This is a genomic window from Microvirga soli (genome assembly GCF_016734765.1).
In the GTDB taxonomy this organism is placed as follows: Bacteria; Pseudomonadota; Alphaproteobacteria; order Rhizobiales; family Beijerinckiaceae; genus Microvirga; species Microvirga soli.
The window spans coordinates 38,864-63,888 of the sequence record NZ_JAERQE010000001.1 but is presented as its reverse complement, the minus strand read 5'-3'; the positions used below and the strand labels follow the sequence as shown (position 1 = coordinate 63,888).

The 25,025-nt window shown below is 64.2% G+C and carries 23 protein-coding genes and 1 tRNA gene; 19 read left to right on the top strand and 5 right to left on the bottom strand.

Translation table 11 applies throughout. The features are described 5' to 3' along the window. The 8 genes from JKL45_RS00315 (at position 1) to JKL45_RS00280 (ending at position 8,852) form a co-directional block, all read left to right on the top strand. Entirely contained in the window at positions 1-1,467 is a 1,467-nt protein-coding gene (locus JKL45_RS00315; protein ID WP_201859121.1) for a chemotaxis protein CheW, read from the top strand. Beyond that, positions 1,464-2,564: a chemotaxis-specific protein-glutamate methyltransferase CheB gene (cheB, locus tag JKL45_RS00310; protein ID WP_201859120.1), complete on the top strand. Its 1,101-nt coding sequence runs from the start codon at positions 1,464-1,466 to the stop codon at positions 2,562-2,564. The genes JKL45_RS00315 and cheB overlap by 4 nt, the downstream gene beginning before the upstream one ends. Then, entirely contained in the window at positions 2,561-3,418 is an 858-nt protein-coding gene (locus JKL45_RS00305) for a CheR family methyltransferase (protein WP_201859119.1), read from the top strand. Before cheB ends, JKL45_RS00305 begins: the two co-directional genes overlap by 4 nt. Then, positions 3,411-5,405, top strand: coding sequence for a chemotaxis protein CheA (locus JKL45_RS00300; protein ID WP_201859118.1), 1,995 nt, complete (start codon positions 3,411-3,413; stop codon positions 5,403-5,405). Before JKL45_RS00305 ends, JKL45_RS00300 begins: the two co-directional genes overlap by 8 nt. After that, positions 5,402-5,671, top strand: a complete 270-nt coding sequence (locus JKL45_RS00295; RefSeq protein ID WP_201859117.1) for a hypothetical protein — start codon at positions 5,402-5,404, stop codon at positions 5,669-5,671. Before JKL45_RS00300 ends, JKL45_RS00295 begins: the two co-directional genes overlap by 4 nt. Positions 5,672-5,772: 101 nt before the next feature. Next, positions 5,773-6,156, top strand: coding sequence for a response regulator transcription factor (locus tag JKL45_RS00290; protein ID WP_201859116.1), 384 nt, complete (start codon positions 5,773-5,775; stop codon positions 6,154-6,156). A 50-nt stretch (positions 6,157-6,206) separates the two neighbouring features. Then, the gene (locus JKL45_RS00285; protein ID WP_201859115.1) at positions 6,207-6,854 is read left to right on the top strand and encodes a chemotaxis protein CheX; all 648 of its coding nucleotides are present in this window, start codon (positions 6,207-6,209) and stop codon (positions 6,852-6,854) included. Between the two features lie 3 nt (positions 6,855-6,857). Next, a complete protein-coding gene (locus JKL45_RS00280; RefSeq protein ID WP_201859114.1) occupies positions 6,858-8,852 on the top strand; it encodes a hybrid sensor histidine kinase/response regulator in 1,995 nt (664 codons plus the stop codon). A gap of 67 nt (positions 8,853-8,919) precedes the next feature. Here the strand turns inward: JKL45_RS00280 and JKL45_RS00275 are convergent, their stop codons facing one another. Next, positions 8,920-12,135, bottom strand: a complete 3,216-nt coding sequence (locus JKL45_RS00275) for a PAS domain-containing protein (protein ID WP_246498198.1) — start codon at positions 12,133-12,135, stop codon at positions 8,920-8,922. 482 nt (positions 12,136-12,617) lie between these two features. Between JKL45_RS00275 and JKL45_RS00270 the strand changes: the two genes are divergently transcribed. After that, on the top strand, positions 12,618-13,316 hold the full coding sequence (locus JKL45_RS00270; protein ID WP_201859112.1) for a L,D-transpeptidase: 699 nt from the start codon (positions 12,618-12,620) through the stop codon (positions 13,314-13,316). A 17-nt stretch (positions 13,317-13,333) separates the two neighbouring features. On the opposite strand, the gene JKL45_RS00265 is transcribed toward JKL45_RS00270, so the two are convergent. Continuing rightward, complete coding sequence (locus JKL45_RS00265) at positions 13,334-14,443, bottom strand: DUF3616 domain-containing protein (protein WP_201859111.1); 1,110 nt, start codon at positions 14,441-14,443, stop codon at positions 13,334-13,336. A gap of 130 nt (positions 14,444-14,573) precedes the next feature. Further along, entirely contained in the window at positions 14,574-15,371 is a 798-nt protein-coding gene (locus JKL45_RS00260) for an AraC family transcriptional regulator (protein ID WP_201859110.1), read from the bottom strand. A 101-nt stretch (positions 15,372-15,472) separates the two neighbouring features. Here JKL45_RS00260 and JKL45_RS00255 point away from each other — a divergent pair, with 101 nt between their 5' ends. Beyond that, the gene (locus JKL45_RS00255) at positions 15,473-16,792 is read left to right on the top strand and encodes a tetratricopeptide repeat protein (RefSeq protein ID WP_201859109.1); all 1,320 of its coding nucleotides are present in this window, start codon (positions 15,473-15,475) and stop codon (positions 16,790-16,792) included. A gap of 244 nt (positions 16,793-17,036) precedes the next feature. Here JKL45_RS00255 and JKL45_RS00250 read toward each other — a convergent pair. After that, positions 17,037-17,126: transfer RNA gene (locus JKL45_RS00250), tRNA-Ser, on the bottom strand. Positions 17,127-17,389: 263 nt separating this feature from the next. On the opposite strand from JKL45_RS00250, the gene rplU reads away from it, so the two are divergent. From rplU to proB, 5 genes are all read left to right on the top strand, one after another. Beyond that, entirely contained in the window at positions 17,390-17,782 is a 393-nt protein-coding gene (gene rplU, locus JKL45_RS00245; protein ID WP_173946682.1) for a 50S ribosomal protein L21, read from the top strand. Between the two features lie 34 nt (positions 17,783-17,816). Beyond that, entirely contained in the window at positions 17,817-18,083 is a 267-nt protein-coding gene (gene rpmA, locus JKL45_RS00240; RefSeq protein ID WP_036355650.1) for a 50S ribosomal protein L27, read from the top strand. A gap of 180 nt (positions 18,084-18,263) precedes the next feature. After that, positions 18,264-18,914: a GNAT family N-acetyltransferase gene (locus JKL45_RS00235; RefSeq protein WP_201859108.1), complete on the top strand. Its 651-nt coding sequence runs from the start codon at positions 18,264-18,266 to the stop codon at positions 18,912-18,914. 147 nt (positions 18,915-19,061) lie between these two features. Further along, entirely contained in the window at positions 19,062-20,096 is a 1,035-nt protein-coding gene (obgE, locus tag JKL45_RS00230; protein WP_201859107.1) for a GTPase ObgE, read from the top strand. Next, positions 20,093-21,208, top strand: a complete 1,116-nt coding sequence (gene proB / locus JKL45_RS00225) for a glutamate 5-kinase (RefSeq protein ID WP_201859106.1) — start codon at positions 20,093-20,095, stop codon at positions 21,206-21,208. The genes obgE and proB overlap by 4 nt, the downstream gene beginning before the upstream one ends. Here proB and JKL45_RS00220 read toward each other — a convergent pair. Further along, positions 21,178-21,942 (bottom strand): DUF72 domain-containing protein, encoded by a 765-nt coding sequence (locus JKL45_RS00220; RefSeq protein WP_201859105.1) that lies wholly within the window; start codon positions 21,940-21,942, stop codon positions 21,178-21,180. The two genes, proB and JKL45_RS00220, sit on opposite strands and share 31 nt — an antisense overlap. 199 nt (positions 21,943-22,141) lie before the next feature. Here JKL45_RS00220 and JKL45_RS00215 point away from each other — a divergent pair, with 199 nt between their 5' ends. The 4 genes from JKL45_RS00215 to rlmH all read left to right on the top strand — a co-directional run bounded on the left by JKL45_RS00215 (position 22,142) and on the right by rlmH (position 25,025). Further along, a complete protein-coding gene (locus tag JKL45_RS00215; RefSeq protein ID WP_201859387.1) occupies positions 22,142-23,383 on the top strand; it encodes a glutamate-5-semialdehyde dehydrogenase in 1,242 nt (413 codons plus the stop codon). Beyond that, complete coding sequence (locus JKL45_RS00210; RefSeq protein WP_201859104.1) at positions 23,380-24,036, top strand: nicotinate-nucleotide adenylyltransferase; 657 nt, start codon at positions 23,380-23,382, stop codon at positions 24,034-24,036. Before JKL45_RS00215 ends, JKL45_RS00210 begins: the two co-directional genes overlap by 4 nt. Before the next feature lie 98 nt (positions 24,037-24,134). After that, complete coding sequence (rsfS, locus tag JKL45_RS00205; RefSeq protein WP_201859103.1) at positions 24,135-24,515, top strand: ribosome silencing factor; 381 nt, start codon at positions 24,135-24,137, stop codon at positions 24,513-24,515. A gap of 15 nt (positions 24,516-24,530) precedes the next feature. Further along, positions 24,531-25,025 (top strand): 23S rRNA (pseudouridine(1915)-N(3))-methyltransferase RlmH, encoded by a 495-nt coding sequence (gene rlmH, locus JKL45_RS00200; protein ID WP_201859102.1) that lies wholly within the window; start codon positions 24,531-24,533, stop codon positions 25,023-25,025.

The window sequence follows — 25,025 nt, the reverse complement described above, 5'->3', positions numbered from 1 at the left end:
ATGAGCGAGGCGGCCCCTGCGGCTGTCGCCCAGTCGGTCCTGACCGTGCAGGTCGGCGATGAGCGCTTCGCCCTCCCGGCATCCGATGTATCCGAGGTGATCCGCCCTCCAGCCGTGACCCGCGTCCCCCTCGGGCCTTCGAGCCTGCTCGGGGTGGCCAATCTGCGGGGTGCGGTGATGCCCGTAGTGTCGCTGCATCGCCTTCTCGGGGGAGAGGCTCGCCCCTCGCCGAATGCACGTGTCGTAGTGATCGACCGCGGCGTCCCGGTCGGTCTCATGATCGATAAGGTGACTTCGCTGGGAAGCGCCGGTGGCGTTTCCCCGGGCACCGCCGCCGATGAGGGCACGGGCGCGCCTGCGCGGATGATCGACCTGGATGCTTTGCTGGCCAAGGATTTCGGCACCTTCACCCGCCGGGCTCAGCACCGGCAGGTCCAGGCTGTGGCCAACGGGCAGGATCAAGCGGCCTTGGAACAGAACCAGGTTGCGCTGGTATGCTTTGCGGTGGCCGGGCAGGATTTCGCCCTGCCGCTCACCTCCGTTCGCGAGGTGGTGGCCCTGCCGGACGGTGTCTCGGTTGTCCCGCAGACGGATTCCGTCATGCTGGGTGTGACGTCCCTGCGCGGGCAATTGCTGCCGCTGGTGTGCCTGCGCGCGCTCCTCGGGCTTCGCACAGGTGGGCAGACCAATGAGCGGTCCCGCGTGGTGGTGGCGCGGATCGGCAATGGGCTCGTGGGGCTCGCCATCGACGGCATGAAGGAAATCCTTCGCCTTCCCGACAGCGCCATCGATCCTGTGCCGGCTATCCTGACACGGGGAAATGCGGAGGCTCAGATCCAGGGCATCTGTCGTCTTGAAGGTGGCCGGCGGCTGGTCTCGGTGCTGTCGACGGATCACCTGTTCAGGGATCAGGCGCTGATCGAGCAGATCACGTCGCAAACGGGGAAGAACCACGACATGAGCACCGCGGACGACGCTTCAACGGGCGACGAGCAGTTCATCGTGTTCCAACTCGGCGGCGAGGAATACGGGCTGCCCATCGGGGCTGTCGATGAGGTGGTGCGCGTGCCCGATGCGCTGACACGGGTGCCTAAGGCTCCCGCCTTCATCGAGGGCGTCATGAACCTGCGGGGCCGCGTCGTTCCCGTGATCGATCAGCGGCGGCGCTTCAAGTTCGAGGCGCAGGGAGAACGACGGCGGGAGCGCGTCGTTGTCGTCAGGATCGACCAGATGCAGGCTGGCTTTGTGGTCGATACCGTGTCGGAGGTTATCAGCATTCCGCAAAGCCAGCTTCGCCCGACCCCCGATCTGGCCGCGGACGGGAGCCAGGTCATCGACCGCATCGCCAACATCGAGGTCGAGGGAAGAATGATCCTCCTGCTCGATCCGCGCGAGTTGCTGGACAGGGCGGAGAAGGATCTGCTCGCAGCCATGGGTGAGAGCGACCCGGAGCGGTCCGCTTCGTGATCCGGCTGCTCATCGTCGACGATTCTCCTCTGATGCGACGTCTCCTTGGTGGGGTGTTCACCGCCGAGGGAGATTTCGAGATCGCCTTCGCCCGCAACGGTGTCGAGGCCCTGGAGCAATTGCAGGCCTTCAGGCCGGACGTGATCACGCTCGATGTGCACATGCCGGAGATGGATGGTCTTGCCTGTCTCGACCGCATCATGCTCGAGCGCCCGTGTCCGGTGGTGATGATCTCCTCTCTCACGGAAGCAGGCGCGAGCGTGACCCTCGAAGCCTTCCAGCTTGGAGCCGTCGATTTCATCACGAAGCCCGACCGGGCCATATCGCTAGAAATGGAGACGCTCGCCCCGAGACTCGTGGAGACGGTGCGCGCTGCGTCGCGGGCTCGTTTGCCCAGCAGCCTGAGACTGGCCGAGCGGGTGCGGCTGCGCAGCGGCCTGGGACAGGCATCATCTCCTCAGGTGCCGCGACGGCGTGCGCAGCCCGCGCCGCCGAAGCGGCGGATCAAGGCTGCGCCTGCCCATGGTCTGGTGCTGATCGGCGTCTCCACCGGAGGTCCTCCTGCACTCGATACGGTGCTGTCGCGGCTGCCGGCCGACTTTCCGTGGCCGATTGTCGTGGCGCAGCACATGCCGGGCACGTTCACCGGCCCCTTGGCCCGCCGGCTCGACAAGCTGTGCGCGCTCAACGTGACGGAAGCAGCTCTGCCGATGCCGCTTGCCCCCGGCAACGTCTATATCGGCAAGGGCGATGCCGACGTCATCATCAGCGCTCGGCCGGATGGTCCTGTAGTGCTGGCCGCTCCCTCTCTGCCGGAGCACCGGTGGCATCCGAGCGCTGATCGGCTGGTGGACAGCGCCATGCAGCATTTCGCCCCCGAACGCCTGCTCGGGGTGCTGATGACCGGCATGGGCAGCGATGGAGCCGACGCGATGGCGCGGCTGAAAGCGCAGGGCGGGCGCACCATTGCGGAGGCGGAAGAGAGTGCCGTCGTGTGGGGCATGCCCGGAGAATTGGTTCGCCGAGGCGGCGCGGAGGTTGTCGCGCCCCTGGAGCAGATTGCCGACCGGATCATGGACATGGTGGAGCGCTCATGAGCAGGCCGCGCAAGGCCCAGGCGCTCACGGCCGACGAGATTCGGCGCCTCGGTGGATTCCTCCACCATCGCACCGGCATGATCTTCGGTGAAACCAAGCGGTACTACATCGAAAGGCGCATCGCCGACCGCATGGCCGCGACGGGAATGCGCACCTTCAATGCCTATTTCGCGCATGTCGAAGCCGACCGCCGCGAAATCGAGCAGTTGATCAATATCTTCACGGTGAACGAAACCTACTTCTACCGTGAGGAGCATCAGCTCCGCTGCCTGAGCCGCTCGCTCCTGCCCGAGATCGTGCAGGGCAGGAAACCCGGTGATCTCGTTCGGATCTGGTCCGTGCCATGCTCCACGGGCGAGGAGCCCTATTCCATCGCCATCTGGCTGCTCGAGAATTGGCCGCTGGTCGATGCCTATCATATCGAAATCGTCGGCTCGGACATCGACACGCAGGTTCTGCTGGACGCTCAGGCGGGAGATTATGGCGAGCGTGCTCTTTCGCGTTTGCCTCCCGACGTGGTCGAGCGCTATTTCGAACCGTCTCGCGATGGTCAGCGCAGTCTGATCCAGGATTTGCGTGAATCGGTGAAGTTCACATCGGCCAATCTCGTTGATCCCGCTTCTGTTGCGGCGCAGGGGCAATTCGACGTCATCTTCTGCCGCAACGTTCTCATCTATTTCGACGATTCCTCCCGCCTCCTCGCTGTCGACAATCTCTACAAGTCCCTGCATCCGGGAGGATACATCTGTCTCGGCCATACCGAGTCGATGACTCGGATCTCGAAGCGTTTCGACCTTCGCCGCTTCGAGGATGCGATCGTCTATCAACGGCCGGGGAGCGACCGCGATGGATGATCTTCTCCAGCATTTCATCGTCGAAGCCCACGAGCTGATTCAGCAGGCGACGGATGACCTCCTGGCCTTGGAGCGCAACCCGCAGGCGACTGCGCCCATGGACAGCGCCTTTCGAGCCGTTCACACGCTCAAGGGATCGGTCGGCCTCTTCGACTTCGCCCCGATGGGCATTGCCCTGCATGCCGCCGAGGACCTGCTGGGCGCTCTCAGGGAGAAGCGGGCCGGCATCGACACCCATGTGATCGACAGCCTGCTCGCCTGCATCGGTCAGGCGGAACGGTGGGTTGCCGTGATCGAGCAGACAGGACAGCTGCCGCCGGACGCTGCGGAGGAGGGCTACCAGCTGGCGCGGGCTCTGCGCTCCCAGCTCGATGAGGATCCTGCACAAGCTCCAGATGCGGCGCTCCAGGCCGATCTTGGCTGGGTCGAGGAGCTGATGGCCCAGGCCCATGATCCGGCAGCCCTGAGGGCGCAGGATCATCCTCTGGTGGCGATCCGGTACACGCCGCGGGCCGACTGCTTCTTTGCAGGCGATGACCCGATGGCGCTCCTGCGCTCGGTTCCCGATCTCCTGGCCGTTCGTCTCTCGGCCCGGGACCCGTGGCCGCCTGCGGCTGAAATCGACCCTTTCTCCTGTAATCTGAGGATCGAAGCGCTCTCCGGTGCCGAACTCGACAGGGTCAAGGCTGTCTTTCGATTTGTACCGGATCAGGTGACCCTTCATGAAGTCGCCCAAGCCGCTCAGAACGAGGCTTCCATTGCAGCGCTGAACGGCGCAGGCGCCGGTGCCGCGACGGGAGCCACCGGTGGAGCGGGCGCACGGATGCTGCGTGTCGACGCCTCGCGAATCGACCGGCTGGCGGATCTCGTCGGTGAAATGGTCATCGCCAAAAACGCGCTGGCGCATCTGGCGGGACAATTCGACGACGGGCTGGATCGGAAGCATGTTGCGCAGGGCCTGCTTGCGAGTCAGGCTGCCATCGAACGCCTTGTGGCCGAACTGCATGGGGCCGTGATGGATGTTCGCATGATGCCCTTGCGGGACATCTTCAGACGCTTTCCCAAGGCGGTGCGCGATCTCGCAGGTCAGCTGGACAGAGCCATCGACTTCTCCATGGAAGGCGAGGAGGTCGAGGCCGACAAGGCCGTGGTGGAGGGTCTCTTCGAGCCGCTGCTCCATATCCTGCGCAATGCCGTCGGCCATGGCGCCGAACCTGAACGTCTCCGTCTGGAGGCCGGGAAGCCTGCAAAAACCAGGATTGTGCTCAAGGCCTATCGCGATGGCGACCGCGTCAAGGTCGAGGTCGGGGACGACGGACAGGGCATTGATCCGGCGGCTATCCGTGAGGCGGCGCGCCAACGCGGGATCGTTTCAGTGGATGACCTTGATCGCATGAGCGATGGGGACGCCCTCGACCTTATCTTTGCCCCAGGCTTTTCGACCGCATCGGAGGTGACCGACCTGTCCGGCCGGGGAGTCGGTATGGACGCGGTACGCTCCGCGGTGGAGCGCCTGGGCGGGCAGGCCAGCGTTCGAAGCCTGCCCGGTCAGGGCACGACAATTCGCCTGTCGCTCCCGTTGACCATCGTCATGACGAAAGTCATGGCGGTCCGGCTGGGCCACGAGCTCTACGGGATTCCCCTCGATGGGATCATCGAGACTGCCTTCGTGCCGGCCTCCCGAGTCCTTCCGGTTCGAGACGCGGAGGCTTTCGTCTGGCGTGACAGGACGCTTCCTCTGGTGAGACTTGCCGATCTCTTGGGAATACAAGCCCTGGGAGAGGCCCCTCAGCGCCTGAAGATCGTCGTCATGGCGGCGGGTGACGATTTGGTCGGGGTTGCGGTGGATGGATTTGCCGAGCGGATGGACGTATTGATGCGGCCTATGACCGGCATTCTCGCGAACATGCCCGGGGTGATGGGGACGACCCTGCTCGGGGACGGCAGCGTCCTTATGATTCTCGATATCCCGGAGCTGATCGTATGAGCGTGCGGTTGGACGGCAATGTCATCATCCTGGAAGGGTTATGCCGGGTCGAGGACGCGGAGCCGCTGCTCGGATGGCTCCAGGCCGACAGGGGGCGTATGGTCGACCTGGCGGGTGCCGAGCATCTCCACGCCGCCGTTCTCCAGGTTCTGATGGCTCTGCGCCCAACCATCCGCGGAGCGGCAGGGGACAGTTTTCTCCGGGACTGGATCGCTCCGGCTTTGGTGGGAAAAAACCCTGTCGAATCAGACCAGCGGGGCAGCTGAAACGTTGTCATTCTCCCGGCATACACTAAAAGAGACTTACGGCCTTTCTCTCCTAGTCGATCCGGTTATCCCGGGCAGTCTATCCCTAGCGGAGTATCTGAGTGGTGATAACGGTTCTGATCGTCGACGACAGCAAGCTTGCGCGCATCGTCGCAGCCAAGGCTCTGGCCGCCCTTCAGCCTGAATGGGACAGAGTCGAGGCTGGCAACGCCCGGGAGGCCCTTGCTATCCTGGGCGAGCGCAAGATCGACCTGGCCATGATCGACTTCAACATGCCGGAGAAGGATGGGCTCGAACTGGCCACGGAAATCCGTTCCAGTCATCCGACGATGCCGATTGCGGTGATTACAGCCAACATTCAGGACGAGGTGATCGCTCGGGCCCGGGAGGTGAACGCCACTTTCGTCAGCAAGCCTCTGACGGAAGACGGTTTGAGAGGATTCATTTCCGGAGCAGCCCTGCGCCTGCGGTCGAGCGCGGCTTAACAAGTGTTAGTCTCGAAAAACCTAGCGACACGCTACGGCCGAGGGTTGAGATGATGGCGTCAACGATCTCGGAAGTGCTCAACGAGCTGGAGCTCGATGCTCTGACGGAACTCGTGAACATCGGTGTCAGCCGTGCCGCCTTCAGCCTTCGCGAGATGGTCGGCGAGCAGGTTCATCTCTCCGTGCCAGGTGTCGATCTTGTGCATCGTACGCGGGCCATCGAAATCCTCGAGGGACGCGAGGCCGGCCCGCTCGTGGCGGTTCACCAGGTCTTCGAGGGAGACATCACGGGGCGTGCCCTGCTGATCTTCCCCGAGACCAAGAGCCTCGAGCTCGTCCGAGCGGTCACAGGCGGAGAGCTGTCTCTTGAAGACATCATTGAGCTGGAGCAGGAGGCACTGGCCGAGACCGGCAACATTCTGCTGAACGGCTGCCTGGGCACGATCGCCAATATGCTCCATCGCAGCCTGAAGATGTCCCTGCCGGAGATCATTCGGGGAAAAGGACCTGAGCTCTTCAACCTTGCGCCTCCACCCGAGGCTGCCGACGTGGTGATGTTCCTCTATATAAACTTCACGGTCCGGCAACGGGATATCAGCGGCTATATCGTCATGCTGATGGATATCCCTTCCTTGGCCGTACTCAAAAGCCTGCTCGGTGAGTTTATCGAGCGGGCAACCGACGGCATGGCATCCTGATCTATGCATCAGCTTGAAGATGAACTCCTATCGTCGGTCTTCGACGCCGTAGATACGGGCCTCATCGTGCTCGATGGCAGCATGCGGGTGATTGCTTGGAACGCGTGGTTCGCCTCGGCCAGCGGGATCTCAGGTCAGGAGGCTGCCGGACGACCTTTGGATGAGCTGTTCCCGGGAGCAGTCTCGCCTGGGCTCAAATCCGCCATCAGGGACACATTGGAAGCAGGCTCCTCAAGGCTCCTGACCCATTCCCTGCACCCGCTCATCCTGCCGCTGCAGACCCGCTCGGGAAGGCAGCTCATTCACAACGTTTCCGTGCGCCCGCTGGGAACGCCGCCGGATCTCCGATGCCTCGTGCAAATCGTCGATGTTACGGTTGCCGTTCAACGCGAGCAGGTCCTGCGCGAGCGTCAGAACGCACGTTACGACGCCGTGGTGAACAGCGCTCCGGACGCAATCATCACTCTCGATGCTCAAGGCGTCATCCAGCTCGCCAACCCGGCGGCTGCACGGGAATTCGGGTATGCTCTGCGCGAACTCATCGGTCTGGAGATGACCGCGCTTCTGAATGTGCCTGAGACATGGAATGAACTCTGGACAAGTGTCCTGGCAGGAAATGCCATGCACCGTCCCCTGGAGGTCACGGCCAGGCGCAAGGACGGATCGGTCAGCTTCCTAGAGGTTTCCGCCGCGCGCTGGCAGAGCGATACACGTATTTTCGTGACGGCCATTCTACGTGATGTGAACGAACGTCGAGCCGCAGAGGAAGCGCTGCGGCACCTGAACCAGACCCTAGAAGAGCGTGTCGAGGAACGGACACAGGAGCTTCTGCGCGCCGAAGAGCAGCTTCGCCAGGCTCAGAAGATGGAGGCCGTCGGGCAACTGACAGGTGGTATCGCCCACGACTTCAACAACCTCCTTGCAGGCATTGTCGGCTCTCTCGACCTGATGCAGACCCGCATTACACAGGGACGTACGGAACACGTCGGGCGCTATGCCAAGGCGGCGATGAGCTCGGCGCAGCGGGCTGCTGCGCTCACTCACCGCCTGCTCGCTTTCGCCCGCAGGCAGCCGCTCGATCCGAAGCCGGTCAATGCCAACCAGCTCATCGCCTCCATGGAGGATCTGCTCCGCCGCACCATAGGTCCTCTGCATGCCCTGGAGATCGTCACGGCGGGCGGATTGTGGACGACCTTGTGCGATCCCAACCAGCTCGAGAGCGCCATCCTGAACCTTGCCATCAATGCGCGCGATGCCATGCCGGATGGCGGCAAGCTCACCATCGAGACGGCGAATGCCTCTCTCGATGAGGCCTATGCGGCGACTCACCTTGACATCACGCCGGGACAGTATGTGGCGATCTGCATCACGGATACCGGCATGGGCATGGCGCCGGATCTGACCGAGCGCGTTTTCGAGCCCTTCTTTACCACGAAGCCCATAGGCCAGGGCACAGGGCTTGGGCTCTCAATGGTCTATGGCTTTGCCAAGCAATCCGAGGGCCATGTCAAAATCTACTCGGAGGTGGGGCAGGGCACGACGATCAGAATCTACCTTCCGCGGCACCGTGGCGCCGCCCAGGAGGAGACGTTTCCGGCTTCCCATGCCGCGGTTTCCCGGGCAGAGGCGGGCGAGACGGTGCTGGTGGTCGAGGATGAGCCCGTCATCCGCAACCTGATCGTCGAAGTGCTCCAGGACCTGGGCTATCGCGCTCTCGAAGCGTCGGATGGTCCTGCGGGCCTCAAGATCCTGCAGTCGCGGCAACGCATCGATCTGCTCGTCACGGATGTCGGCTTGCCGGGAATCAACGGGCGGCAACTCGCCGATGCTGCGCGAGAGACGCGGCCTCACCTGAAGGTGCTTTTCATCACCGGCTATGCGGAGAACGCCACACTGGCGAACGGCTTCCTTGATCCAGGAATGGAGATGATCACCAAGCCCTTCGCGGTCGAAGCCTTGACCACCCGCATTCGGAATATCATCCAGGGTCCAAGATAGGCTGAAGTCCAAAACAACTGCGGTGGCCTTTCCCGAGAACTGGTCTCACACGACAGCGTGATCCGCCTCAGTTGAGCGACGGCAGTTGCGCCAGCCCGGCTGCAAGTTCGTCCTTTCGGAAAGGCTTCGTGAGCCTCGGCAGGTCGGGATCGATCCCCTCGCGCTCAGCGTATCCGGACACCAGGAGAACGGACACGGTCGGCCGCATTGATCGGATTTCCCGTGCGAGATCGGTTCCGTTCATCCCAGGCATCAAGTGATCGGTGACGAGTAAATCGAATGTCTCGCCTCTGTGGATCAGCCGCATCGCCTCCTCGGCTGAAGAGGCCTCAATGACCGCATAACCGAGGTCGATCAGCATCTCGGCCGTGCTCATCCGAACGAGCTCCTCGTCGTCGACGAGGAGCGCTCTCCCAACTTTGACATCAGGTAGCGTTGCTTCCGGAGGACGCTCGTCCGTCGCTGGGGCAACAGGGCTTTGCCGAAGCCAGAGCTCGACATTGGTTCCGAGACCAGGCCGGCTCTGGATCGTGAGCGCTCCACCGAGTTGGGACGCGAGACCATGCACCATGGAGAGCCCCAGGCCCGTCCCTTTGCCGATGCCTTTGGTGGAGAAGAACGGCTCGACGGCACGGGCCAACGTCGACTCGTCCATGCCTGAGCCGGTGTCAGCCACCGACAGGCAGATGTAGACACCAGGGTGAAGCTTTGAGCGGTGGTCGTGGCTGACACGCTCCATGCGAGCCGAGATGCGCAGCGTGCCGCCTTCGGGCATCGCGTCGCGTGCGTTCACGGCAAGGTTCAGGAGCGCCATCTCGATCTGATTGGGATCGGCCAGGGCGGCAGGAAGATCTTCAGGTGCGTCTACGACCACCTTGATCTGCGGCCCTGTCGTGCTCGCGACGAGATCTCCCATTCCCGTTACCAGTTTGGCGACATCCACCGGAACAGCTTGGAGGGGCTGCCGGCGGGCAAAGGCGAGCAGACGCTGGACGAGCGTCTTGGCGCGCTCTGCCGACTGGGCCGCGCCTGCAATCAAGCGCTGCTCCCGGTCGCTTCCTAGGCCTTTCCGCTGCAGCATATCGAGCGCCCCGAAAATGGGCGTAAGGAGATTGTTGAAGTCGTGCGCCACCCCGCCCGTGAGTTGGCCCATCGCCTCCATTTTTTGGCTCTGGCGCAGCGCTTCTTCGGCGACGACCTGACGTGTCACATTGCGGCTCGAACCGATCAACCGGACAATCCGGCCTTCGGCATTGCGCATGGGCACCAGCGAGGTGTCCCAGTACTGCGGGTCTCCGGAAAGGTCGAACACCTCGCGGAACTGATAGACCTCTCCAGTTTCGACAACCTGTCGATAGATGGCCAGCACGCGATCCGAGACGTCGGGTGGCAGGATATCCTCGATGCGTTTGCCGCGCACATCCGCCAGCTTGAAGCCAATGCCCGCCTCGTGAGCGGGATTGAGTTCCTCGACGACGAAGCTGCCGTCGGTGCTAACCGCGATCACGAACAGCGCCTCAGGCGTGTTCTCGAAATAAGTGCGGTAAAGCGTGTCCGCATCGCGCCGAGCCGCTTCAGCCGCCTCAAGTCTGGCTTGCCGGTTCCTCTCCGCAGTGACATCGCGTGTCACCGAGTAGAGCTTGCCACTCTCGGGCACAGCCACCCAGGACAACCAGCGCCAGTCACCGTCCGTTGTGCGGTAGCGGTTCTCGAATTGCAGCACAGGGCTGCCCTCTCGCACCCGCTCGAACGCTTGTGAACTCGCGCCAGTGTCGTCCGGGTGCACGAAGTCCCCATAGGGACGACCCTGGAGTTCCTCCATTGCCCAACCGAGAGAAGCCGTCCACGCCGGGTTGACGGCGTCGAAGGTTGCAGTCTCCATATCGATGACGGACAGAAGGTCCAGGCTGTGCTGCCAGATGAGGCCGCGCTCGCGAGTGCGCTCGATAACCTCGCGTTCCAGGTTGGCATTGAGTGCCAGCAAGGAGTCTTCCGCCACCTTGCGGTCGTGGATGTCGACCGACGCCCCGAACCAGCGCAAAATCTTGCCGGTAGCCGGATCGCGGTAGGGGTCCGCACGGACAAGGAACCAGCGGTAGGTGCCCGCTGCCGAACGGATGCGGTGCTCGACCAGGAAGGTCGTTCCTGCGCGGCGAGCCTCGTCGAATGCGGCTAATGTTGCGGCTTCATCGTCAGGATGGACATGATTGGACGCCACCTCGGCGGCGGTCGTCGGCTCGTAGGGGACCCCGGTATAGTCGAACCATTGCTTGTTGAAGAACTCGGTCCGACCTTCCGCGTCGATGATCCACACGATCTGAGGAACCGCATCTGCGGTGAGCCGAAAGCGCGCTTCGCTGTCGCGTAGTTGGGCTTCGACCCGCGCTCGCTCGACCGCCGCCCAAGTGCGAGCGGCAACGTCCTCGATCAGCGTGACCTCGTCCGCTGTCCAGGCGTGCGGGTGGCGACGGTTCACATAGAGGGAGGCTTGAAGGCGCTTCTCCTGCACGAGCGGAACGGACACGAAGGCGCGGGTGTCGATCGCGGCCCAGGTTTCTTGCGCGTGTGCCAGGTCCGCCTTGACGTCGTTCACGACTTCCGTGGCGCCTCCACGCTGGCGATCAACACTTGCTCGGCCGAAAGTGTCGAGGCGGAATGTGCCGAGGATCGGCTCAACGCCGTCCGCGTAGCAAGTGGCGCAGACAATGGTCTCGCCGTCGCCCTGAACCTCGCTGTATCCGACACGGGAGGCTCCCAGGTGTCGGCCGAGCGCTTCGACAGCCGCATCCATGACCGTGCGGGGCGTGGCGGCGTTGCGCAGGCACTCCTCAAGGTCCAGCAGGAATGTCCGTCGCCGTTCTGCCAGGATCTGACTGGTCGTCTCGGCAACGGCGCAGAACATGCCCGCAACCTGTCCGCTCTCGTCGCGCACCGGCGAGTAGGAGAAGGTGAACCATGTCTGCTCGTCGAATCCTTTCCGGTTCATCAGGAGAGGCAAGTTCTCGCGATAGGTCGCCTCGCCTGCCAGGGCCGCATCGATCAAGGGAGAGATGTCCGGCCAGATCTCCGACCAGATGTCATGGAAGCGCTGACCCAGGGCCGCCGGGTGCTTGGCGCCGAGGATCTCGGCATAAGGGTCGTTGTAGAGAAATCCGAGTTCCGGCCCCCAGGCGACGAACATCGGAAATTTCGAGCCGAGGAGCAGACCCACAACAGAACGCAGGGACTGCGGCCAGGTCTCCGGTGCCCCAAGCGGAGAGCCTGACCAATCATGGCTTCGCATGAGGGCTCCCATCTCGCCGCCTCCGGCGAGAAAAGAAGGCGTTATGGGCGGATCTGTCCTAATGCTCATCAGACCGCCTCGCCGCACGATACTGGCTCGGGCCTCAGGGACACTTTGCGGGTTGTGCGGACGGTCAAGGCTAGGGCTGGATGTGCTTCTCGGGTAACAAGATTTGCCACAATTTGTCGTCCCTGTCCCCTTCAAGCTGCAGATCAGCCTTCGGCCTGTTCACGCATATGTCGCGTAGGGGCTAGTATTTCAAAGGTGGTCCAATGCCGCCCGGGCGACACCGAGCGGTACGCAAGTGAGATTGCGGACCGCATGGGTGTTCCCGTCTCCGGCGCATGGCAAGCCCCCGCCTGGAGGCCTGGACTTGCCAATCGGGCCGTGTGACGGCAATCTCCAGCTCAACAAAATATTCAGCGGGTGGTTGCCGGAGCCTTGGCTCGTCGGGCAGCAGAAGCAAGGGAAGCGGCCCAATCATGATCATGAACGGTGGGAATGCCGGTGCCGGCGAAACGGAAGAGACCGGTTTGCTTGGATCCCGGGCGGGGGGGCTCAGCCGCCGGTCGTTTCTGGTCGGCGCCAGTGCCCTGGGGCTCGCCGGCTGCGTGACCTCCGACGGCATGAGCCTTGCCGAGGCATCGAAGCTCTATGGGCCGGTGCCCGACGAGAAATTCCCGATCCCGGCGATCGATGTCAGCAAGGTCGATCCCAAATATTACCGCCGGACGGTTCGCTACGACACCAAGGAGGCCCCCGGCACGATCATCGTCGACCCCGGCAATTACTACGTCTACCGCATCGAGGAGGACGGAAACGCCACCCGCTACGGCGCCAATGTCGGCCGCGACGGGTTCCGGTGGAACGGGGATGCCTATGTCGGGCGCAAGAGCGAATGGGCGACCTGGACGCCACCCGCGGCAATGATCAAGCGCCAGCCGGAGGCGGCCAAATGGGCCCGCGGCATGCCGGGCGGCCTCGACAACCCGCTCGGCGCGCGCACGCTTCATCTCTACCAGAACGGCGCCTACACGCTCTACACGATCTATGCCAGCCTCGATGCGGAATCGATCGGCAACGGCATCACCAGCGGCTGCGTCGGCCTCCTGACCCAGGACATGATGCACCTGTACGATCACACGCCGGTCAAGACAAAGGTGGTCGTCCTGCCGGCATAGGAACGGCGCCAGCGCACTCAGTTCTGGTTCGAGCTTGCTCGGCCCGGGCAGATCACGTCAGCCCATACCGTAGATGTGTCAGGGTCGGTCCGCTCCGGGGCCGGTGCATCGTAGATGATCAGCAAGGCACCGGCGCCCGCCTCAGGCCAGAGCTCAATCCCCTCCGGATGATCCGCATGCAACCGGTAGGGCAGTTCGGCGACCGTCTCGATGCGCTCGGGAGCAATGACGCCGGAACCGTCATCATGCGCCGCGTCCCGCCACCGCAGAACAAACGCCGGGCCTTCCAGGGACATGGTGGGACCCACCAGCAGAAGAAGATCATCGCCTTGAAACCGCATGTCGCGGATCCCCAGACCTCGGGTGTCGAGCAGGTGCTTGCGATAACGTCGCTCGCCGTCGACCTGGCGCCCTTTCAGCCGGTCAGGCGACCTTTGTCTCAGTTCCAGATCGAGAACCACAGCATGGCCGCGCAGCACAGGGCCGCGCAGGCCGAGCCAGACCCGATTTCCCCGCACCGCCATTCCCTCGATGTCGAAGCCATTCTCTTTCGCCGGAATGCTCAGGAATGGATCGAGGTGCGGATCGGCTGCCAGCCACCGCTCAAGAGCGCTCCGTTTCCTGCCCAGCTTGAGCCAGGCTGCCTGTCGTTCTCCGTCTGATCGGGCAGGGGAGAACAGGCCCGGCGCGTCCTCCACAAGAGGAATGCGTCCCAGGAAGTAGCGGTTCGGCTCGCGTTCGACCTCCTCCATCTTCTGGAGAGCCTCGGTGTGGTCGTTCTCATCCCGCTTGGGCTTGCAGCGCTTGCGCGAGTGGGATCCGACGACCCAGAGAAAACCACCGTCCGCACAGAGGCCCTCGATGTCCATCTCACCGTCGGCGCCCCCAGGCAGATCCACCAGCGCGTCCAGGACGAAATGCCGATGGTCGCCAAAGCTGCCGTCATCCAGGCGCCGTAGGCGTTCGACGCTGGCGGTCTCGTCGCAGGCGAGAAAGAGGCTGTCTCCAATCCGCGTGACGGCTGAGAGATCCTTGTGCAGCGGGTCTTCCAAGTGTCGGATCGGCGTCCAGTCGGAAAAGGTCAGGGAAACTTGGGCTATGGTTTCTGCGAGGCTGGTGTCCGACACGACGGCTCCTGATGCGCGGGTCCTGGAGCAACAACGCACCAGCTTGCAAACGAGCCCACTCGCCCGAGGCTTGGGTCAGCTTTTCACGCGAGAATGGATATTCCGGAAGAGACAGGAATTTCCAATGCAGTCATCTCAGTCGATCCGCCCCGCGCCCGCGCATATAGGCCTGGGGGCTGCAACCCATCTCGGTCCGGAATGCGTACACGAACGCCGATGTCGAGCCGTAGCCTAGTTCCAGAGCTGTGCGGGTCACGTCCAGGCCGCCGCCCATAAGCTCAATCGATTTGAACAGCCGCAGGCGCCGGCGCCAGGAGCGCAGGTTCATGCCCACTTCCGCTTCGAAGCGGCGGGTCAGGGTTCGCTCCGACATCCCAAGCTCCCGGCCCCAGGCCTCCGGTCCGCGCAGGTCGGCAGGGTCGGTGTAGAGCGCCTCGCACAAAGCCGTCAGGGAGGATCCCCCGCGCGGCCATGGCAGCGCGCCCGGGAGGGGCCGCGCCCGCCGCAATTGGTCGAGGAGAAGGTCGGTTACGCGGCCTGCATAACCGCTGCCATCCTCCTCGCCCTCGATGGCGGTGACCTCGACGATCAGCGCCTTCAACAGCGGCGTGACGCCGAACACGGTTGGCATTGTCGGAAGGCCGCGCCCGGCCTCGTCGGCGATCCAGAGGCTGCGGAACTCCGCTCCGAGCAGGGACCCGGTCCGGTGCCGCAGGCCCGTCGGAAGCCAGACCGCCTGCTCCGGCGAGATCACGAAGGAATGCCCTTCCACGGCTACCGTGAGCACGCCCGAGATCGCGTAGACCATCTGGTTCCAGCGGTGCGAGTGCTCCGGGAAGAAGTGCCGCGCCGGGATCGTCTGTGCCCGCACGGTGATGGGTCGAGGGGGATCCAACCCAGGCGGCGCCTCAATCGTTTTCCATGACATCGCCGGCCCCCGGTTTGGCGTCTATTCTACATCGTTTGGCAAATTGTCAAAAGACGGACAGAGGACGATCCTGTATAAACCGCCGGAATAAGGAACCTGCCATGACCCGTTTCGACAGCCGCGGCCTGCCGCTCTCGACCACGTCCGACCTTGCGGCCGAGCGCTACCGGGCAGGCGTCGACCTGCTCCTCTCCGCCTGGCCCGGCGCCGGGGAGGTCCTGGACGAGGCCATCGCGGCCGATCCGGACTTCACCCTCGCCCATGCGGCCCGCGCCCGCCTGCACGTGATCCGCACGGAGGTGACGAAGGCCAAGGCGCGGATCGCAATGGCAGAGGAGATCGTCTCGCGTCGTGGGACCGAGCGGGAGCGCAGCCATGTGGCGATCCTGTCGCTGGCCGTCAGCGGCCAGTCGGCCAAGGCCCTGGAGCGAGCCCTCGCCCATGCGGATACGTGGCCGCGGGATGTGTTGATCCTGTCGCTGCCGCTCGGCGCCTTCGGACTCTTCGCCTTCTCCGGCATGGCGGATCACGATCAGGCGCGCGTCGATCTCTGCGAGCGTCACGCACGGCACTTCGATGCCGACGACTGGTGGTTTCTCACGTATCGCGGCTGGTCGCACGCCGAGAATGGCAACGTGGCGCACGGCCGCGTGCTGACGCAACGCGGCTACGACCTACGCAGAAATAACGCCAATGCAGCGCATGCGCTCTCGCATGCCATGTATGAGGGCGGCGCTCACGACGAGGCAGAGAGGCTGATCGCCGAGTGGCTGCCGGGTTACGACCGCAGCGGAATCCTCCACGGTCACATCGCCTGGCACTCTGCGCTCGGTGCCCTGGAGCGCGGCGATCCGGAGCAGGCGTTGGCGATCTACGCCGATCACATCCAGCCTTCGGTAACGGCCGGCATGCCGGTCAATGTGGTGAGCGACACCGCATCTTTCCTGTGGCGGCTGAAGGCCTATGGCCACAATGTGCCGGCGGGGCTGTGGAAGGACGCAGCGGCTTATTCGGGAAGCTACTTCCAGAAGGCGGGCTTCGCCTTCGCCGATGTCCACATGGCTCTTCTTGCCGCGGCGACCGATGACAAGGCTGCCGTCGAAGAGCGCGTGAAGGCTCAGATGGAGCTGATCGAATCGGGTGCCCTCGCCGCAGGACCGGTGGTGCCGGCGATCTGCCGCGCGGCGCTTGCCTTTGCAGGGGAAGACTACGCGGCCTGCGCGCGCATCCTGGAGCCGGTCGCGGCCGAGGTCGTGCGCATCGGCGGCAGCGGTGCTCAGCGCGAGATGATCGAGGACATGCTGCTGCTAGCCCTGATGCGCAGCGGCGAGGCCGTGAAAGCCGGTCAACTGCTCGACCGCCGCCTGCACCGCCGCCCGTCGGCGCGTGATGCGCACTGGCACGGCCTGCTCGCTGCCTGAGAACATCATCGGCCCTCTCCTGGAGGGCAAGTTCGCATTCAACGGTTCCCTGAACGGGCAGGTGTCTTCAGGGCTTGATTGTCACCTATACGCCGAACCGATCCGAAAGGTCGGTGACAGGCAGGGAGCCGACCGCACTCGAGAGCGACATAAAGAATGCCTCCCTCAGAATTGGCGCAGCAAATCCGGCACTTAAAGGCAGGGACCTTTAAGAGGGAAATCTACAACATCAGAGACTGAGATGTGGCGGAGAGGGGGAGATTCGAACTCCCGATACGGTTGCCCGTATGCCGCATTTCGAGTGCGGTGCATTCAACCACTCTGCCACCTCTCCGGGGTGCGAAGGGCTTAAGCCCCGCTGGTTGAGGCCGGGTGGATATCATGGGCTTTGCGGCTCTTCAAGCGCCAAAAGCAAGGTTTTTGATTGACAAAGACCGGGCCCGTCCGTAGATAGGCGTCCTCTATGAGCGGGCACGAGTGCCTGCGCATATCCGTGCGGCAGCGTGAGGCTGCCGTGAACCGAAGCCGGAAACTGCCAAAAAGCCAATCCGACGGGGCTTCCCCCGCTGAGAATTGGGTTTGAACACGAGGATCAAGATGTTCGCAGTGATCAAGACCGGCGGCAAGCAGTATCGCGTTGCCGCCAACGATGTCATCACCGTCGCCACGCTCGCAGGCGAGCCGGGCACCGCCGTTACCTTCGACCAGGTTCTCATGGTCACCAACGACGGCTCGACCCAGGTTGGCGCCCCCCTCATCGAGGGCGTGACCGTGGCAGGCGAAGTGGTGGAACACACCCGCGGCGAGAAGGTCATTTCCTTCAAGAAGCGCCGTCGCCAGAATTCGCGCCGCAAGCGCGGGCATCGCCAGGACTATACCGTTGTGCGGATCACCGAGATCCTCGCCGGTGGCGAAAAGCCCAAGAAGGCTGCGGCCAAGAAGACCACCAAGGCTGCGGCTGACGAAGCTGCGCCGGCCACCGCTGAATAAGCGCTCGGCTCAACACAGGACACGGGAGTAACCCATGGCTCACAAAAAAGCAGGCGGTTCGTCTCGCAACGGTCGCGACTCGGCAGGCCGTCGTCTAGGCGTCAAGCGCTTCGGCGATCAGCAGGTCGTTGCCGGCAACATCATTATTCGTCAGCGCGGCACCAAATGGCATGCCGGCGCGAATGTCGGCATGGGCAAAGATCATACCCTCTTTGCCACGGCCAATGGCCGAGTCCGATTCCTGACGCGTCAAGGCCGAGCATTCGTATCGGTCGTACCGGCCCAAGAGGCCGCAGAGTAAACGGCGAGAGCAAAGCGAAGGAGCTCCCGCCGGCATCACACCGACCCGGCGGATGAAGAGCTCCAGACAGGCCCCTTAAAGGCCAAGCTCCAATCCGAGATCGACAGGGGAGGTGGGATGTCCACCTCCCCTTCGTCATTTCCGGGCCCAGGGAGGGCCCATTCGGATCGGAGCAAGACGATGTTTCCCGACCTCACCCGTGACGATGTTTTCCGCCTCGAGACCCGCCGCCTGTGGCTGCGCTGGGCCCGCCTTGCGGATGCTCAAGCCATCGTACGCCTCGCCGGGGAGAAAGCGGTCGCGGAGATGACGGCGCGAATTCCGCATCCATATCACCCGGACGATGCCGAGCGATTTATCTTCCAGTCCCGTCGGTCCAATGCGGACGGCGGGGGTCTGCAGCTCGCCATCACGCCAGTGGCTAAGCCCAACACCCTCATCGGCATGGTGGGCATCGGTCCGAGCCCTGAGACCGGCAAGCCCGATCTCGGCTACTGGCTCGGCACCCCCTACTGGGGCAAGGGCTATGCCACCGAGGCAGTCCACGCCCTGATCGACGCCTTCTTCGCCTATGGCGAGGAGGATGAGATCACGGCCTGCGCCCGGGTGATCAACCCCGGGTCCCGGCGGGTGCTGGAGAAGTGCGGCTTTGCCTATCAGGGCGCCGGGCTCTCCGAGCTGCCGGCCCGGTGCGGCCTCTATCCGGTGGATCACTTCCGGCTCGACCGGCGCACCTGGGAGAGCCTGAAGACCTGGGGTCAGACCGGCTTCGTGCGCGAGCCGCTCTCCCTCGAGGTGGAGGTGGAGCGGGAAATCTCTCTCGCGAGCTAATACATGCCGCGCTCCCGGAGTCTTTCCGGGAGCGCTTCTCTTTCGTCCGCGTTGCTCCCGCACGATGGACGTGGACGGCCGCATTTTAACCGCGAGAGCAGATCCGCTTTTGCGAAAAGTGCTCCAGTCCCGTAAAGGATGCGGGTTATGAAATTTCTCGACCAAGCCAAGATCTTTATTCGCTCCGGCAACGGTGGTGGCGGCGCCATCTCCTTTCGCCGTGAAAAGTTCATCGAGTTCGGCGGCCCGGACGGCGGCGATGGCGGCCGTGGCGGTGACGTGTGGGCGGAATGCGTGGAGGGGCTCAACACCCTCATCGATTACCGCTACCAGCAGCATTTCAAGGCCAAGACCGGCGGCCACGGCATGGGCAAGAACCGCCACGGGGCCAAGGGCTCGGACGCGGTGCTGAAAGTCCCAGCCGGTACGGAGATCCTGGAGGAGGACGGCGAGACCGTCATCGCCGACATGACCCATGTGGGCCAGCGGGTGCTGCTGGCGAAGGGTGGCAACGGCGGCTTCGGCAATGCCTATTTCACCACTTCGACCAACCGGGCTCCGCGCCGGGCCAATCCCGGCCAGGAGGGCATCGAGCGCACGCTCATCCTGCGCCTCAAGCTGATCGCCGATGCGGGCCTCGTCGGGCTGCCCAATGCCGGCAAGTCCACCTTCCTGGCGACGACCACAGCGGCCAAGCCGAAGATCGCCGATTACCCCTTCACGACGCTCCACCCCGGCCTCGGCGTGGTGCGGGCCTATAACCGCGAGTTCGTGCTGGCCGATATTCCGGGCCTGATCGAGGGTGCGTCCGAGGGCGTGGGCCTCGGCGACCGCTTCTTGAGCCACGTGGAGCGCTGCCGGGTGCTGCTGCATCTGGTGGAAGGCACAAGCGAAGATGCGGGCGAGGCCTACAAGACGGTGCGCCACGAGATCGAGGCCTATGGTCATGGGCTCGATGAGAAGCCCGAAATCGTGGCGCTTTCCAAGGTCGACGCTCTCGATGAGGACACGCTGAAGGAGCAGCTGAAAAAGCTGAAGAAAGCCAGCAAGCGAACGCCCTACGTGATCTCCTCTGCCTCCGGTCAGGGCGTCCAGGAGGTGCTGCAGGCGCTCCTTGGCGTCATCGATCAGGCCAAGGTCGAGGAAGAGCCGTCTCAACCCCAGGAAGAGTGGCATCCGTGAGCCCGCAGCTCGGCCAGTTCCGCCGCGTCGTCCTGAAGGTCGGCTCCGCGCTGCTTGTGGATCGGGCACGCGGGCGGCTGAACCATGCCTGGCTTGCGGCTTTGGCCGAGGACATTGCCGATCTTCATGCCAAAGGCGCCGACGTTCTCGTGGTGTCCTCAGGGGCCATCGCCATGGGGCGCACGGTGCTGGGGCTGCCCTCCGGTCCGTTGCGGCTTGAGGAAAGCCAGGCGGCCGCGGCCGTCGGGCAGATTGCCTTGGCGCGCATCTGGTCGGAGGTGCTGGCCCATCACGGCATCACGGCCGGCCAGATCCTGGTGACGCTCGCGGATACCGAGCAGCGCCGCCGCTATCTCAATGCCCGCGCCACCACCCTGAAGCTTCTCGAGATGCGCGCCGTGCCTGTCATCAACGAGAACGACACGGTCGCAACCTCTGAGATCCGCTACGGCGACAACGACCGCCTGGCAGCCCGCGTCGCCACCATGATCGGTGCCGACCTGCTGGTGCTGTTCTCCGACATCGACGGCCTCTACACGGCTCCGCCGGCTGTCGATCTGAGCGCCGAACACATTCCGGTGGTCGAGCGCATCACGCCGGCCATCGAGGCCATGGCGGGCGGTGCGGCCTCCGAATTGTCGCGCGGCGGCATGCGCACCAAGATCGAGGCGGGCAAGATCGCGACCTCTGGTGGCACGCACATGATCATCGCGGATGGCCGCACGAAGAATCCGTTGAGGCGTGTCGCCGAAGGCGGGCGCTGCACGTGGTTCCTCACGCCGTCCAATCCTGCCACCGCCCGCAAAACCTGGATCGCCGGTGCATTGGAGCCGCGTGGCACGCTCTATGTCGATGAAGGCGCGGCACGAGCCCTGCAGAGCGGTGCGAGCCTGCTGCCGGTGGGCGTGCGGCGCATCGAGGGTTCCTTCCATCGCGGCGATGCGGTAACGATCCGCAGCGAAGCCCGCGTGCTCGGGCGGGGACTTGTGGCCTATGACGCGGAGGACGCCGCGCGCATCATCGGCTGCCCGAGCCGCGAGATCGAAGGCATCCTCGGCTATCCCGGTCGCACCGAGATGGTTCACCGGGACGATATGGCTCTCAGCGACTGATCCTCATCCAAAAGCTTCAGCAAGGTTTGTGCGTCACCGGGGGCGGCGCTCTTGATGTCGTTGTCGAAATAGACATAGACGCTGCGCTCATCCTTGCGCCAATCGGCAATGCGCCCGGTCCAATCCTGCAGCGTCTCGGCCGAATAGCTGCCCGCATAGCGGCCATCGGTGCCGTGGGCGCGTACATAGACAAAATCGGCGGTCGCCTCCCAGGGCGCGGGCGCATCCGCGTGATCGGAGATGCAGAGCGCCGCGTTATGATCACGCAGGATCCGGAAGGTGTTCTCCTCATACCAGCTTGAATGACGGAACTCGAAGGCGCAGCGGCGTCCCTGCGGGATGAGCGACAGGCAGCGCGCCACCCGCTCCCGGGTCTCGGCCTCGGCTTTGAAGGTAGGCGGCAGCTGAAACAGGACCGGGCCGAACTTGTCGCTTAAGCCGCTCATGCGGCCGAAGACGAGATCAATGCTCTCCTCGATCCCTTTCAGTCGCTTCATGTGAGTGATGAAGCGCGAAGCCTTCCAGGCGAACAGGAACCGCTTCGGCGTGGAATCATGCCAGGCCTGCACGGCCTGCTCGGTGGGGAGGCGATAAAAGGAGTTGTTGATCTCCGCCGTGTCGAAGCGCTGGACGTAATAGGACAGGAAGTCCTTGATCTTCACGTGCGCCGGGTAGAAAGGTCCATGCCAGGATCGATAGTGCCAGCCCGAGGTTCCGACGCGAATCTCAGGCAAGGTGAGGCGGCTTGGCTCCGGGGCCGCCTGCCGTGCTATGGGTTGCGAATGAGGCATTTCCCTTGGAATTCTCAGGGGCCGGGATTTGGACATGGACGACATTCGCGCCTTGATTTCAGAAGTGCTCGCTGACCATCTCAACGCGCCAAGGGCAGCTTCAGGTGCGGCCTGGGTTGGCGAGCCGGACGTTCCGGCGCTCATGCGCGAGCTCGGCCGCCGCGCCCGGACGGCCGCCCGGCGCGTGGCGCTCGCCTCCGCTGACGACAAGAATGCCGCGCTGCGCGCCATGGCCGTCCGCATCCGGGCGCGGGCGGATGCGATCCTTGGCGCCAACGAGCGGGATCTGTCCGAGGCGAAGGCCAAGGGGCAGCCTGCCTCCTTCATCGACCGCCTCATGCTGAGTCCTGAGCGGCTTGAGGCGATTGCTGCTGCGGTCGAGAGCATTGCCGATCTGCCCGATCCTGTCGGGCGCGTGCTGGCGCGCTTCGAGCGTCCGAACGGGCTGGAGATCGACCGGGTGGCGACGCCGCTCGGGGTCGTCGGCGTCATCTTCGAGAGCCGTCCCAACGTGACGGCGGATGCGGGAGCGCTGTGCCTGAAGGCTGGCAATGCCGCGATCCTGCGCACGGGGTCGGAGAGCTTCCGCACGTCCCTGGCCATCGCACAGGCCATGGGGGAGGGGCTTGAGCAGGCGGGTCTGCCGGCGGATGCAATCCGTCTCGTTCCGACCCGCGACCGGGCGGCAGTGGGCGCCATGCTGTCGGGTCTCGATGGCAACATCGACGTGATCGTGCCGCGCGGCGGCAAAAGCCTTGTCGCTAGGGTGCAGGAGGAGGCCCGGGTGCCGGTCTTCGCGCATCTGGAGGGCATCTGCCACGTTTTCGTTCACGCCAAAGCCGATCTGGAGATGGCGAAGGCCATCGTGCTGAACGCCAAGATGCGCCGCACCGGCGTCTGCGGCTCGGCCGAGACGCTGCTGGTCGACCGCGCCTGCGCTGCGACGCATCTCAACCCCCTGGTCACGACGCTGATCGAGGCTGGTTGCGCCGTGCGCGGCGATGAGGCCGTGCAGGCCGCCGATCCGCGTGCGACCCCGGCGTCGGAAGAGGATTGGCGCACCGAGTATCTCGATGCCGTCATCTCAGTCCGGGTCGTGGAGGGCCTGGACGAGGCGATTGCCCATATCGAATCTTATGGCTCCCACCACACCGACTCCATCGTCACGGATGACGGGGCCGCCGCCGAGCGCTTCCTGGCCGAGGTGGATTCGGCCATCGTGCTCCACAACGCCTCGACCCAGTTCGCCGATGGCGGCGAGTTCGGCTTCGGTGCCGAGATCGGCATCGCCACGGGCCGGATGCATGCCCGTGGGCCGGTGGGCGTGGAGCAGCTGACCTCGTTCAAGTACCGCATCCGTGGCACGGGCCAGACCCGTCCGTGAAGCTGAGCCCCTCCCGCTTCCGCATCGGACCCTCTCGCCTGACCCGTCTGCCGCGGGTGGCGCCCGGCATGCGGATCGGCCTCTATGGCGGGTCCTTCAACCCGGCCCATGCGGGGCACCGGCACGTGAGCCAGATGGCCCTGAAGCGGCTCGGCCTCGACCGGGTCTGGTGGATCGTGACCCCGGGCAATCCTCTCAAGGATACGGGCGAGCTCGCCACCATGGCCATGCGGGTCGAGGAGGCTCAGGCTTTGGCCGATCACCCCCGCATCGACGTGACCGCCTTCGAGGAGGAGATCGGCGCCCGCTACACGGTCGATACCCTGGCCTACCTCAAGCGACGCTATCCGAATGTCCGCTTCGTGTGGATCATGGGGGCGGACAATCTGGCGAGCTTCCATCGCTGGCGGGGCTGGCGGCGCATCGCCCGCATGATGCCGATGGCCATTGTCGACCGACCGGGCTGGACATTGAAGGCTGCCCGCTCCCGCAGCGCCACGGCCCTGTCGGAGGCCCGGATCGACGAGGCCGATGCCCTGGCCCTGCCGGGCCTGAAGCCGCCCGCCTGGGTCTTCCTGCACGGACCCCGGTCCCATCTGTCGTCCACCCTGCTGCGCCGTCTGCGACGAACTTCTCCCGTTGGGGGACGTTGAAAAATGGGGCCTTCCCGCATTATCTTAAGGGCTGGCACCTCCGAGTGCTGCTGAGAAAGGGTCTGAACCTGAACCGACTATCTTCCGTCGAAGCGGACTTGAAGCCGCTTCCGCCTCTCGCCGGAGCGGACGCTCCTGCCGCAGAGGACATCCGGGCCGTTGCCCTGGCTTCCATCGAGGACATGAAGGCCGAGAACACGGTCGAGATCGACCTGGCCGGAAAGACCTCGCTTGCTGACACCATGATCGTGACCTCGGGCCGCTCCGACCGCCATGTCGGTGCGATCGCCGAGCGCGTCATCAAGGACCTCAAGGACAAGGGGTTCGGGAACGCGCGCGTCGAAGGCCTGCCGGCCTGCGATTGGGTGCTCATCGATGCCGGCGACGTGCTGATCCACGTTTTCCGCCCCGAAGTTCGCGGTTTCTACAACCTCGAGAAGATGTGGGGCGCCGACCGTCCTCAGGATCGCGCAAGCTAACCTAAGGCCGAGATCGTGCGACTGAGCTTGCTGGCCGTGGGCCGTCTCAAGAGCGGCCCCGAGCGAGAGCTGGTCGAGCGATACAGGCAACGGGTCGAGGGCATGGGCCGGGCCTTGGGGCTGGCCGGGCTCGACATGGTCGAGCTGCCCGAAAGCCGTGCGCGCCGGGATGACGACCGCCGTGCCGAAGAGGCCGCGGCTTTGCTCGAGAAAGCCGGCTCATCCGTGCTGATCGTCTTCGACGAGCGCGGCAAGAGCCCCTCCAGCGAGGCTTTCGCCGAAAAAATCAGGCAGTGGCGGGACGAGGGCCGCTCCGGCATCGCCTGCGTCATCGGCGGGCCCGATGGGCTCGACCCCAAGCTGCGACAGCGCGCGGAACTCGTGGTTTCCTTCGGGGCGCTCACGATGCCGCACCAGATCGTGCGGGCGCTCGTGGCCGAACAGCTGTATAGGGCCCTGACAATCATCGCCGGTCACCCTTATCATCGCGCCGGCCATGATGATTCCTGA